A 12,015-nucleotide genomic window follows, 5' to 3' on the forward strand; every position below is an offset into this window, starting at 1 on the left:
AAAAATCATCTGTTCGATGAAACCCCGTGAAGAGCGGGGCTCAAATGAGATTCGTAGCGGTGCAAGAACCGCCTCATCATAGCTGGGCGGTGTTCGACATGGCCAATGACAAGCCCGCCGAACATGCCGGGCGCGCGCTCATCGGTCTCACGTCGCACGAAGCCCGGCGGTTCGCCGCCGCGGCCAACGATGAAGCGGGGTATCGGGAAACCAACGCGCTGGCGTCGCATCCAGGCGGGTAAGGCATGGCACCGACGGTTCGCAATTCGCCGGGAAACGACAACCGAACAAGCGGTTGAGACGGCGTGCTGCCAGATCGATTCAAGCCTCACCCGGCCGGCGCGTAGCGGTTCACCACCATGCCGCAGGCATAGGCTTTCGAGCCGGTGAGCTTCAGCCTGGCAAAGCCGCCCTGATCGAAGATGCGACGACCGGTACCCAGCACCGCCGGGTTGATGAAGAGCTGGAACTCGTCGACCAGCCCGGCGGCGATCACCGCCGAGGCGAAGCCGGCGCCGCCGAACACGGCAATGTCGCCGCCCTCGCCCGGCTTCAGCGCATTGATCTCACGCGGCAGATCGCCGCTCGCGACCCTGGTACGCTCCCACCGCGACGCCTTCAGCCTGTCGCTCAGCACCACCTTGTCAGCTGCGATGATACGCTGGGCAAAGGCATAAAAACGGTCTCGCGGAAATTTCCTCGCCGCATTGCCCCAGTGATTGAGATAGCCCTCCTCGGCCATCTTGCGGCTGAGCAGAATCGTGTCGACGGTTGCGAACACGGCATTGAAGTCCTGCTTGAGCTCGTCGTCCCAGTCGCTCTCGTCGCCCCATTCCCAAAGCTGCCAACGACGGTTCTCGTCGGCGCCGACGAAGCCGTCGACCGACATCTGCATTTGCAGGATGAGCTTTTTCATTGCGCGGTCCTCTCGCATCTCCAAACACGGTTTACTTTTGAAATCATTTGACGCGCGGAAGGAATGCTGTCAATTGAAAAGTGATTTACAAATGGAACTAATTTCATGTCGACGAAGGAAAGGTCCGGCTGCCCGATCAGCCTGTCGCTCGAGCTCATCGGCGACCGCTGGACGCTGCTCATCATCCGCGACCTGGCCTTCGCCGGGAAAAGGCATTTTCGCGAGTTCCTGCAGTCGGACGAAGGCATCTCGTCGCGCACGCTGGCCGAGCGGCTGCAGACCCTGGTCGACGAAGGCGTCCTCACCCGCAGCGACGACCCGACCCACAGGCTGAAAGCGATTTACCGGCTGACCGAGGCCGGCATCGACCTTTTGCCGATACTCGCCACGCTTGGCGCTTGGGGCAGCAAATATCGAAAGGCGGATGAGGATTTGGCGCGGGTTGCCAAGGAACTCGCGGCAGGCGGCCAGCCGGCGCTGGAGCGGATGAAGAAGAGGTTGAGGAAGGAGTATTTGGGGTAAGGCGTTCCACGCCGCCAATTGCCCAAAGTCGAGTTCTACGGCGAAGGATCGCGGCGTCGATAAGATCCTGCCCGCAGGTTCCGTTTCCAGTCTATGCACCCCTGCGCTAGACTCCGCCTGAACAGGATCGACCGCCATGATCGTCCAGGCCTGCATCAACGGCGCCCGCGCCGCGGATTTCCACCCCGCCCTGCCGCTCGACCCGGATGCCATGGCACGCGACGGCGCGGCCTCGGTTGCGGCGGGTGCCGTCGAACTGCATGTGCATGCGCGTGGCGCCGACCGGCAGGAAAGCCTTGCCCCGGAAGCGATGGACCGGACGGTGACGGCGCTGCGCCGCGCCTGCCCCGGCACGCTGATCGGCGTTTCGACCGGCGCCTGGATCGAGAAGGACGACAGGCGCACGATTGCCGCCATCGCCGGCTGGCATGAGCTGCCCGACTACGCCTCGGTCAATCTCAGCGAGGCGGCGGCGCCCGAAGTGATGGAAGCGTTGCGCAACCGCGGCGTCGGCATCGAGGCCGGGCTGGCGTCGATCGGCGATGCGCTCAGGCTGGCCAGCCTCGATCATGGCCGCCGGGTGCTGCGCGTCCTGATTGAGATTTCCGAGCAGACGCTGGAGGAGGCCTTTGCCGTCGCCGACGGCATCGAAACGCTGCTGCAACGCGAAGGCATTCACCGCTCGATCCTGTTGCATGGCGAGAACGCGACCGTGTGGCCCTTCGTCGAGCGGGCGGCGGCGCGGAAGTTTTCGACCCGTGTCGGGCTTGAGGATGGGAAGGAGTTGCCTGATGGGACGGTGGCGGACGGGAATGCGACGCTGCTGAAGGTGGCGGTGAGGATCTATCGCCGGGCGTGACTTGGTTCCTCGCCTCATGGGGAGGACCCAAGGCCAAAAGTCAGCCGAACTTCGTCAGCGGCTTGGCGGTTATCTCGACCCATTCGCAGCGCCGGCTACGGTGGTAGAAGGATTGGAAGGGCGGCGGGAACGACGGATCCGCGAACGTCCCTACCGGAATCGCAGTAAGGCCGGGCTGCGTGTCGATGCGGTAGTGCACCGTGGTCCCGCAATCAGGGCAGAAGCTGTAGGTTATCTGCCCGCCCTGCTCGCCAGTGCGCGTGAACTGCAGCGCGCGCCCGTCTATCGTCACATCGGCCTCGGCAAAGCGCACATTGTAGCTGAAGGCGCTGCCTGTGCGCCGCTTGCAGTCGAGGCAATGACACACCGAGATGCGCACCGGCTCGCCCGCGCAGGTGGCCGACAGCTGACCGCAGGAACATTCGGCGCGTCGCGTGACCATGCTGGCTCCTTTCGACCGAGTCTCGGCACCTTATGCAGTTCGGCGGCGTGGTGAAAGCACCTATCCGCCGAGCGTCGCCTACCCCTGCCAGGCCGTCAGATCCGCCAATATCCGCGCCTTCACCGCCGGGTTGGCGTAGCTCGCATGCACCGATGTCGCGGCGAGCTGGCGGATGGTTTCACTGTCCCAGGCGAAGGTCTCGGCGCAGGCGGCGTAAGAGGCTTCGAGCGTCGTGCCGAGCAGCGCCGGATCGTCGGTGTTGATGGAGACGGGAACGCCGGCTTTGCGCAGAGCGTCGATCGGATGCTCGGCAAGCGAAGGATAGACGCCGAGTGCGATGTTGGAGATCGGGCAGACGCCGAGCGGAATTCGCCTCTGTGCGAGCAGGTCGACCAGAGCCGGCTCCTCGATCGCGCGAACGCCATGGTCGATGCGATCGGCGCCAAGCAGCTCGATGGCGTCGCGAACGCCCTCGGGACCGCTCGACTCGCCGGCGTGGACGGTGCGTCGCAATCCGGCCGTGGCGGCGCGGCGGAACGCCTCGGCAAAGCGCGGACCGGTGCGCCCGGCGGCCGCCTCGTTGCCGTCGATCGAAAGGGCCACGACGCGCGGGTGCCTGATCCTGCTCAGCAACTCCACCAGTTCGATAGCGTCCTCGGCCGACTGGGTGCGCAGCAGGCTGATGCAGAGCCCGACCGGCGGGTATCCATCCTGCTCGGCCGCCGCGAACCCGGCATCGAAGGCGTCGATCATGCCGGCGATGTTCCGGTCCCAGTGCGGCCAGTGGGTCGGGTTGACGATGACATCGGCATAGCGCACGCCGCTCTTGGCCATGCGCCGCGCAAATTTATAGGCGGCGATGGCCAGCTGCTCGCGCGTGCGAAACGTGCCGCACAGCCAGTCGAGCATTTCGAGGAAGCTCTTCAGATCATGCGCCTCGAAGAGCCTGTCGCGCGGCGCGCGCAGCGGGATGCCAGCCTCCTCGCAATTCCTGATCACGTCGTCGGCCTCGAAGCAGCCCTCGACGTGGATGTGCACTTCGGCCTTCGGCAACCCGATATAGTCGGTCAATGAAGCCTCCCGAGCTTTGTGGCCGCATCAAATCACGAAAGGCGGGATCAAGGCTTCAAGAAATGACTGAAAGATTTGTGTGTGACGACAGCCAGTCTTCCCGCGTTGCGGGGGAGATCGGCAGTTCGGCCTCACTGCGTGTCCGCGTGGGCTCTCAGCTCGGCGCGCTTCTCGTCCGACACCACCGCCAGATCCAGCACCTTCTGCAGACCAGCCGCATGGCGGAAATTGGGCTCGGCCTGCACGCCGCTTTTCACCGCCTCGACGAAGCGCTGGTAGTTGGTCGGCACGGTGCCGGCGTCGAGCTCTTCCCATTTGGCGTCCTCGACATTGGCACCGATGCAGCCCTTCAACATCGAGCCATTGAGATTGTGCACCACCTCGATGCCGCCCTTGTCGCCATAGATACGCAGCCTGAGCTCGTTGAGATGGCCGCTCGCCCAGCGGCTGGCATGCACCACGCCGAAGGCGCCGTTGGCGAAATCGAGCGTCATGGCGAAGCTGTCATTGGCGTCGAGCTGGTAGTCGCCGATGCGGTTGCCCGGCGCCTTGTCGAAGGCGCGCAGCCGACAGAATACGTGGTCGATATCGAGGGCGGCGCCGTAGCTGGCGAAGTCGAGGATGTGGATGCCGACGTCGCCGAGCACGCCGTTTGAGCCGTGGCCGCGCGAGAGCCGCCACAGCCACTTGGGGTCGCTTCGCCAGTCGCCCCAGAATTTCGATACCAGCCAGCTCTGCAGATAGGAGGCCTCGACGTGTCGCACCGTGCCGATCTCGCCGGCCTGCACCATTTGCCGCGCCTTCTGCAGCGGCGCGACGTTGCGGTAGGTAAGGTTGACCATGTTGACGACGCCGGCGGCTTCCGCCGCCTCGGCCATCTCGCTTGCCTTGCCGAAATTTTCGGCCAGCGGCTTCTCGCACAGCACCGGCTTGCCGGCGCCGATCAGCGCCATGGTGGTCGGGTGGTGGATGCGGTCGGGCGTGACATTGGCGACCGCGTCGAAACCGCCCCAGTCGAGCGCCGCCTCCAGCGAGGTGAAGCGCTTCGCGATCTTGTAGGCGTCGGCATATTCGCCGACGCGGGCCGGATCGACATCGACGGCACCGACGATGTCGACGCCTTCGATGGCGCCGAAGCGGCGGGCATGCTCCTGCGCCATCCAGCCGGTACCGAGTATCAAAAGCCGCATTTTGCTCCTCCAGAGGAATTGGTTCGATTCAATGATATTAGGCGGACGATCTAATTGTTGCTTGCACGCAATCCCAAACAGAAAACGTTTTAGCGGAAACCAGCCTCGCCGGGCGCATGCAGCTTGCCGCCGCGTTCGACGATCGGCTCCAGCGCCTTCTCCACCGGCACGTTGGGTGCTTTGAGGATGGCGGAATTCCTGCCCTGCGGGTTGTGCGCCCACTTCACTGCGTTGCGCAGCACCTTGTGCACGGTCGCGTCGTGGTAGGTCGGATAGGTTTCGTGGCCTGGGCGGAAGTAGAAGACATTGCCGGCGCCGCGCCGGTAGGTAAGGCCTGAGCGGAACACCTCGCCGCCCTGGAACCAGGAGATGAAGATTGTCTCCAGCGGCTCCGGCACGGCGAACTGCTCGCCATACATCTCCTCGTTCTCGAGCTCGAAATACTCGCCGATGCCTTCGGCGATCGGGTGGCTGGGGCTCGTCACCCAGAGCCGTTCGCGCTCGCCGGCCTCGCGCCATTTGAGCGTGCAGGGCGTGCCCATCAGCCGTTTGAAGATTTTCGAGAAATGGCCGGAGTGGAGCACGATCAGTCCCATGCCTTCGAAGACGCGGCGGGCGACGCGCTCGACCATATCGTCGGCCACCGCGCCATGGTCCTTGTGACCCCACCAGACGAGCACGTCGGTCTCGGCGAGGCGGGATTCAGGCAACCCATGCTCCGGCTGCTCCAGCGTCGCGGTCGAGGCGGAGATCGCCTTGTCGGCGTTGAGCGCGTTGGCGATGGTCGTGTGCATGCCTTGCGGATAGATGCCGGCGACCACCTCATTGGTCCGCTCATGGATGTTCTCGCCCCAGACGACGGCGCGAATTGTCATGGATTGCCTCGTGATGTGAGAGGGTGGAGCCGCCCGGCGCAATAGATAGCGTCTTCGGCCGGCATTGGAAGCGGTTTTTGCCCTTCGCTCCGCTGCACATGACGAAGAGCCCGAAAGCATCGTTCGCGAACAACCACATACGCCTGTATGCTTCCGCTTTGATTCAACCACCTCCACCCAATTGGCAACCGTCCTTTCCCGTGCGCAATATCAGCTATGGGCGAAGTGCTTATAGGGGCGGCGATTTTTGCTTGTCTGGCCGGGGCGTCGCTGGTCAGCCTGATGGTGCATGAGCGCTTCCCTGCTCACCACCTTGGCGACGATACCAGCGCGGTGGTGCGGCTCGCCGCGAACCTCTTCGTAGTGATGTCCTCGCTGGTCCTCGGCCTGATGATCAACTCGGCCAAGAACACGTTCGAATCCATCAACGTCAACGTCCACACCTTCGCAACCGATCTCATTCTGCTCGACAGAACGCTCCGACGCTATGGACCGGAGGCGGACGGCGCCCGGCAATCGCTCACCGCCTATGTGCAGCGCGTCGTCGATACCTCGACCGCCGACAGCGACACGACGGTCGTCCCGAACAGGCTGTCGGAACTGCTGCTCAATCAGGTCGGCGATATCGTGGGCGGATTGACCCCTGCGAATGCCAAGCAGACCGCCGCGCAACAGGCGGCGACACAGCAGCTGCAGAAGGTGATCGCGCAGCGCTGGATTCTGGCCGAGCAGTCCGAGGGTGCCATCCCCGCGCCGCTGATCGCGCTGCTCGTTGCCTGGCTGACGCTGATCTTCGCCAGCTTCGGCTTCCGAGCACCGTGCAATGGAACCATCATCTTCACGTGCCTCGTGTCCGGGGCGCTGGTGGCCGCGGCAATCTATCTGATCATCGACATGGACAGCCCCTTCTCCGGCCCGATCCAGGTCTCGCCGGCGCCCCTGCAGAGGGCGCTGGCGGAACTGACGCAGTGAAGGTCAGGCACGACCGAACATCTCGATCAAAAGCTTCGCCGCCACGGCCGCGCCGTCGGCGCGGACCGAACGGGCAACCTCGCTCGCACGGATGCGGGTTTCGGGCGCCAGCGCCGTCTCCATCGCCGCCGACAATGACCCCGCTGTCGGAACCGGCCCGTCATGCGCTGCGCCGATGCCGAGCTCGGCCACCCGCCGCGCCCAGTACGGCTGGTCGCCGATCTGTGGCAGCACCAGTTGCGGCGCTCGTGCCCGCGCGGCGGCGACGGTCGTTCCGGCACCGCCGTGATGCATGACGGCGGCGACGCGGCGGAACAGCGCCTGCTGGTTGACATCGCCGACGGCAAAGCAATCGTCCCGGTCGTCGGTAAGGCCAAGCTCGGCCCAGCCACGCGCGATCACCGTGCGCCGGCCCTTGGCGCGGACCGCCTCGATGGCCGCACGGCCGGCCTCCTTGGCCACGGCAATGGAGCCGAAGCCGACATAGACCGGAGGTGGGCCGGCTTCGAGGAATGCCTCCAGCCCGTCGGGCAGCGGCCGCTCGTCGGCCAGGATCCAGGCGCCGGTCTGCCTGGCATCGGTCAGGTCCGAGGGCAGCCACGGCCCGAGCGCTGGGTCGCAGGCGAGCAGGACCGAATCGCCGTAGACATAATCGCGGACATTCTCCACCGCAGGCAATCCGAGCGACGCGCGCCAGCTGTTGATCGCTTGGCCGAACAGCGCGTTCTTGGTCGCGATATCCGTCTCCCACAGCAGCCGGTTGTCGCTCACCCCGGCTGGAAGCGGATGTCCCGGATATTCATGCGGCCGGTTGTGCGCCGACGGCAGCCAGATCGGACAGAAGGTGGCAAGGATGTAGCGCATGTGCCGCTGCCCGGCGACAAGCCGCGCGGCGGCACAGGACGGAAACAGGCCGCAGGCCACCACGGCATCGCAGCCTTCGGCGGCCGCCATGAGCGTATCGTATTGCCTGGCGAGGATCTCGGCCGCCTGGCCGGAGATCAGCGCGGCCACGTCCTTCGGCGATTCCGATGCCCTGCGCCGCGTCATCTCCTTTACCCATTCGCGCACCGGTGCGAAGGCCGGCACCAGCTCCACACCGGCACGGGCGCACAGCGCTGCAAATTCTTCATCGCCGGGGACACTCACCCGCACCTCGGCGCCGAGCGCCTGCAGTCGCTCGCCCAGCGCCACCACCGGCTCGACATCGCCGCGCGAACCGTAAGTCGACAGTAAAATCCGCATGCAAACTCCCTTTCCTAAACTGAGGTCAAGGGCAGCGTACATACGGCATTGCCGGGGGCTTGCCGCAAGCCCGGGCTGCGCCATATATGCTTTCTGGGAGAGGGAGTTCTCCCTTTCCTCATCCGCAATTCGATGGAACCGGTCACTGCCGCTGTTGCAGGAGACGTGGCGAAGACATCAAGCGCGTGCGTCGACCGCGCCGCGCGTCAACGGCGGCAAAGACCGCAAACCGTCAAGAGATCAAAGGCAGCCTACCGGCAACGAGCTGCTGCCGGCATAGTGGCGGGCGGGGTCAGCCCTGGCGGCCTTCCTGGGCGACCTGGGTGGGCGACCCGTTCAGGCGCGGCACAACGACCAGGCGCTTGATCTTCCCCTTCTTGAAGGCAGAGAGAAAGCGGCCATAATCCTTGAAGGCCACGCAGCCGCTGGATTGGGCTGGGGCGCCGCGCAGCAGATAGGTATGGGCGAGCAGACCGTTGCGGTTGTATTTGTTCCTGCCGCTGGTCGGCGTCAGCCGGATGGCCTCGACGCCGTGGAAGCGCGATTCACGCAGCGACAGATTGTAGGTGTCGGGCGGCGTCGGGCCAGAATTCTTGCGGTTGGCGAAGCGCGGCTGGTCGGCCATGGCGCCCTTCCCCGAATGCGCCTCCAGCTTGGAGCCATCGGGCATGTAGACCGTCGCCGTCGAGATGTCATAGACGGCAACGCCATTGCCCGTCGAAGGACTGTTGAACAGACCCCTGAAGGCGTTGCCGAGACCGCCGCGCTCGGGCGTGTCCGGCTTGGCGTAGGCGAGCATCTCGGAGGCTTGCGCCTTGCTGCGCTTGGCCGGCGCGGCCTCAATCGGCTTCGCACCCTGCACACCCGGAAGCGCCTGGTCGGAGCTCCTCAGCGAGCGCGGCGTCTGCGCACCTTCGGCGGAGTCGACAACGGTCGGCTGCGGCTTGGCCGGCTGCGGTTTGGCCGACTCCGGTTTGGCAATTTGGGGCCTTGCCGCCTGGCTTGCCTGCGGCTTGGCCGGTTCCGGCTTCCTCGCGGCATTCTGTTCAGGCGCTTCCGTCGAGCGCCCGAGGGCGGTGCGCGGCCTCAAACCAGGCACGGCGATGCTGTCGGGCAAATCATCCTGCGGCGGCAGCGAAGCGACCTGCACTTCAGCTTGTCCGTCGTCGCCGGAAGCGCCGGCCGTCATCTCAGGCGCGTCGCCGCTGGCGAGCGCGACGGCGGTCGGCACGTCGACCGTCTCTTCGGGCATGACATTGGCAAGCGCCAGCGCCAGTTCGGACGCGCGCTGAACGTCGACCTGATTTCCGCCAAAGCGTGACTCGGCCGGGCCGCTCAAGGTCAGCCCACTCCGGGCCGAACCGTTATCGGCCGCGCCGCCGAAGCGGCTTGCCGACGGCAAGCTCGCCAGCAGGACCGGAGCGTTCTCGGCGCGCCGGAAGGCATCGGCCAGTTTCTGCGGCGAAAGCCCGGCGCGCTTGATGACGCTGTCGAAACGGTCGGCGACGTCCGCGGCGGAAGCCGCGACAACCTTCTCATGCGATACGCTATCCGGTGCCGGTTTCAGCCGCGCGGCCTTGCCGTCATGCACCAAGCTGGAGGGGTTTGGCGTGGAGCTCGCAAAGCTGGCTGCGAGACTGAGGCAGCCGGCATCGCAGCCGCGGGTGAGCGAGCCCGTCTTGTGCGCGCCGTTCGCGGCAAGGCGCGGCGCCCAGGCGTTCGCGACCTTGCGGCGCTGGTCGCCAAGCACGATGCTGCGCGGCGCAAGCATGCTCTGCGGCAATCCGTTGGAGGCGGCGGTGAGCGAGGTACTCACGGAATAGAGGCCGGCCATGGTCGCGACCGACCACAGGGCCAGGGCAGCGCCGACAGCAGGCACTACAACCCAACGATGACCACCAGATTTCTTCGAAGTTACCCCCTCTTCAGGAGCGTCACCCCGGTTCTTCAAACGCAAAAACGCCATACGACCACTCTCAATCGGCATGCCGGTTTGCGGACCTGGCACCCGTCACGATCACAGTTCGCCTGGTGCCCCCTGCACCTTCACGCGTCTGTTGCCGATTGATTCAAAAGATGGACAAAGATGGTTAACCAATCCCTCCACCAATCGCCATTGTGGCGACGGTCCATACGAAAAAAGAGCCCTCCATGGTCTGCGCCACGGTAAAAATGCTCTCCCTCAGCCGCTTTGCTGCCCGTTTTTGCGGGCCGAGTCAAGCAAGCGCGAAGGTTCTACCCTTTCGGGCGATCGCCAGCTAAGAACGGATTGAGGTTAAAAAACGGCAGGAAGAGCCTGGCGCGACCAGCTGCGGCATCTCTTCCAGGGCGGCAGATCGCAACGTCAACCCCGATGCGGGAAGACAGCCTTCGCCGCGCCAGACAATCAAGGACGGAGCTGTCGAGCCGGATTGCGTTGCGACGGTGCGGTGCGGCGCTCCGCAAGCGATTGCAACAACTCCGCTTCGGCGCTGAAGCCGTTTTGGAAAGCTTCGAGCACGTCGGAGGCAAGCTGTTCTCTTTCGCCCCCGTCTTTTAACGCCAGACGGCGCTCGTTGCACAACTGATCGAATACTTTCTGGAGGAGCTCCAGCTCGACTGGCGTGAATATTCCGCTGTGTTTGGTGAAAGCCATGACGCCTCCCTGCCACTTATATGGGCGAAAGCGCGATCTACTCTTTCAAGCGTCCGTGTGCCTCGTCTGGGTGCGGACGACAAGGCATCCTAAACCTTTCCGGCCGGCCTATCGATTCCGTCGTAGTCGTAGATCGGACGTTCAAGCTGCCCCGCTTCAGTCGGGCGACGCCGCGGGCGCCTTGGAGCTGTTCAACTTTTGAATCGCTTGCCCAATCCAACTGGTTGTTTTTACATAGCTCCAGTGAAATCCTGGAGCTATTTCAATCACCGGCAAACGGGCGCATTCAGCGCATTTAGTCCGGATCGTCGGCAACGCCGACGTGATGCCGATAGACCATTCCCCAACCCTTCCAGCCGGTGAACAGAAGGATGAGGACAACGATCAGCGACAGGACAAGTCCAACCGGCACTACCGCTGCCTCCGCGTCGGCATACCGCGAGTACCAGTTGTAAAGTTCGATGAGAACGACGACCACGTTGCCGCCGGCGTGAAGCCATGCGTCCTGGAGATTGCGGATCTGGGTGTCCCCCAGGACATCGGTCAAGCCGGCAAGAGCCGCCAGCACGGCCATGGTCAGACCTGCCCCCAGCAGCCAGAGCGTAGCGGTGACCCAGCCCGGATTACCGGTTCGCCAGAAGATAAGGTCGCAAACGAAGGTCGCGACGAAGAAGGCGATCGGGAACGGTATCAGCATTGCATGAACAGGATGGCCGGCAATGCTTGCCGTGCTGTGCGGATTGCGAGGGATCGTGTGCTGGACCATCGTAGGGCCTCCTCGAGGCGTGGCGAGCGCCGCCCTCAGGCCACATCACAACGCATCAGGGGCTCGGCGGCAGAAAGCCGGATATATGCAAACTCCGGTTGAGCCGGAATGTTCCATAACCCGACTGCGCTGCGCGGAACGGAATTCACGCACCGCTATAGGCGCGTATGCCAGTGTGGGCTCGACTCGAAAGCGAGCTGAACGATAGTGTGCTCTTGGCGCGCGTGATCCAATGCCACGCATCCCGGCGGTGGCTTATTGTCACGGCACTCTTCTTCGCAACGAAATCCAAGCCAGGGATCGGCAAAACTGGAGCAGCAACGGATTACGCCACTTCGGTGATTGCGGACAGGCACGGCAGCGGTGAGGTCGCCGCCAAAATTCAGTCGACATCATCGTGGCTGAACTCTAGGCCAACCTATCGAGCCAGGCGCGCATCGGCCAAACCGGGGACAGGTTTCGTCTTGCCGCTGAGCCGCGCTCCAAAGGTGAGCGTGCGTGGAAAATTGCGGACGACTACCT

13 protein-coding genes and 1 pseudogene are annotated in these 12,015 nt (G+C 64.3%); 5 read left to right on the forward strand and 9 right to left on the reverse strand.

The window, feature by feature from the left end; translation table 11 throughout:
• Window positions 1-98 precede the first annotated feature (98 nt).
• Window positions 99-242, forward strand: a complete 144-nt coding sequence (locus EOA32_RS38790) for a hypothetical protein (protein WP_156751089.1) — start codon at window positions 99-101, stop codon at window positions 240-242.
• An 86-nt stretch (window positions 243-328) separates the two neighbouring features.
• On the opposite strand, the gene EOA32_RS24430 is transcribed toward EOA32_RS38790, so the two are convergent.
• Window positions 329-916: a dihydrofolate reductase family protein gene (locus EOA32_RS24430; RefSeq protein ID WP_128373099.1), complete on the reverse strand. Its 588-nt coding sequence runs from the start codon at window positions 914-916 to the stop codon at window positions 329-331.
• A gap of 105 nt (window positions 917-1,021) precedes the next feature.
• On the opposite strand from EOA32_RS24430, the gene EOA32_RS24435 reads away from it, so the two are divergent.
• A complete protein-coding gene (locus tag EOA32_RS24435) occupies window positions 1,022-1,438 on the forward strand; it encodes a helix-turn-helix domain-containing protein (protein WP_128373100.1) in 417 nt (138 codons plus the stop codon).
• Between the two features lie 136 nt (window positions 1,439-1,574).
• The gene (locus EOA32_RS24440) at window positions 1,575-2,297 is read left to right on the forward strand and encodes a 3-keto-5-aminohexanoate cleavage protein (RefSeq protein WP_128373101.1); all 723 of its coding nucleotides are present in this window, start codon (window positions 1,575-1,577) and stop codon (window positions 2,295-2,297) included.
• A gap of 40 nt (window positions 2,298-2,337) precedes the next feature.
• Here the strand turns inward: EOA32_RS24440 and EOA32_RS24445 are convergent, their stop codons facing one another.
• The 4 genes from EOA32_RS24445 to EOA32_RS24460 all read right to left on the reverse strand — a co-directional run bounded on the left by EOA32_RS24445 (window position 2,338) and on the right by EOA32_RS24460 (window position 5,875).
• Window positions 2,338-2,739 carry a GFA family protein gene (locus EOA32_RS24445; protein WP_095828760.1) on the reverse strand — a complete coding sequence of 134 codons (402 nt, stop codon included), beginning with the start codon at window positions 2,737-2,739 and terminating at the stop codon, window positions 2,338-2,340.
• 78 nt (window positions 2,740-2,817) lie between these two features.
• The gene (gene add / locus EOA32_RS24450) at window positions 2,818-3,810 is read right to left on the reverse strand and encodes an adenosine deaminase (protein WP_128373102.1); all 993 of its coding nucleotides are present in this window, start codon (window positions 3,808-3,810) and stop codon (window positions 2,818-2,820) included.
• Between the two features lie 131 nt (window positions 3,811-3,941).
• On the reverse strand, window positions 3,942-5,000 hold the full coding sequence (locus EOA32_RS24455; protein WP_095828761.1) for a Gfo/Idh/MocA family oxidoreductase: 1,059 nt from the start codon (window positions 4,998-5,000) through the stop codon (window positions 3,942-3,944).
• Window positions 5,001-5,089: 89 nt separating this feature from the next.
• Window positions 5,090-5,875, reverse strand: coding sequence for a ThuA domain-containing protein (locus tag EOA32_RS24460; RefSeq protein ID WP_066993181.1), 786 nt, complete (start codon window positions 5,873-5,875; stop codon window positions 5,090-5,092).
• A 216-nt stretch (window positions 5,876-6,091) separates the two neighbouring features.
• Between EOA32_RS24460 and EOA32_RS24465 the strand changes: the two genes are divergently transcribed.
• Window positions 6,092-6,847, forward strand: coding sequence for a DUF4239 domain-containing protein (locus EOA32_RS24465; protein WP_128373103.1), 756 nt, complete (start codon window positions 6,092-6,094; stop codon window positions 6,845-6,847).
• Window positions 6,848-6,850: 3 nt separating this feature from the next.
• On the opposite strand, the gene EOA32_RS24470 is transcribed toward EOA32_RS24465, so the two are convergent.
• The 4 genes from EOA32_RS24470 to EOA32_RS24485 all read right to left on the reverse strand — a co-directional run bounded on the left by EOA32_RS24470 (window position 6,851) and on the right by EOA32_RS24485 (window position 11,493).
• Window positions 6,851-8,092, reverse strand: a complete 1,242-nt coding sequence (locus tag EOA32_RS24470) for a glycosyltransferase (protein ID WP_128373104.1) — start codon at window positions 8,090-8,092, stop codon at window positions 6,851-6,853.
• Window positions 8,093-8,384: 292 nt separating this feature from the next.
• Window positions 8,385-9,971 (reverse strand): DUF2778 domain-containing protein, encoded by a 1,587-nt coding sequence (locus EOA32_RS24475; protein WP_245499369.1) that lies wholly within the window; start codon window positions 9,969-9,971, stop codon window positions 8,385-8,387.
• A 507-nt stretch (window positions 9,972-10,478) separates the two neighbouring features.
• On the reverse strand, window positions 10,479-10,727 hold the full coding sequence (locus EOA32_RS38795; protein WP_189407342.1) for a hypothetical protein: 249 nt from the start codon (window positions 10,725-10,727) through the stop codon (window positions 10,479-10,481).
• A 295-nt stretch (window positions 10,728-11,022) separates the two neighbouring features.
• On the reverse strand, window positions 11,023-11,493 hold the full coding sequence (locus EOA32_RS24485) for a DUF2231 domain-containing protein (RefSeq protein WP_245499370.1): 471 nt from the start codon (window positions 11,491-11,493) through the stop codon (window positions 11,023-11,025).
• A 235-nt stretch (window positions 11,494-11,728) separates the two neighbouring features.
• On the opposite strand from EOA32_RS24485, the pseudogene EOA32_RS39305 reads away from it, so the two are divergent.
• Window positions 11,729-11,882 (forward strand): annotated as a pseudogene (locus EOA32_RS39305) (SAM-dependent methyltransferase); the annotation flags it as partial.
• Window positions 11,883-12,015 lie beyond the last annotated feature (133 nt).

This window comes from Mesorhizobium sp. M1A.F.Ca.ET.072.01.1.1 (genome assembly GCF_004023325.1).
Lineage (GTDB): Bacteria > Pseudomonadota > Alphaproteobacteria > Rhizobiales > Rhizobiaceae > Mesorhizobium.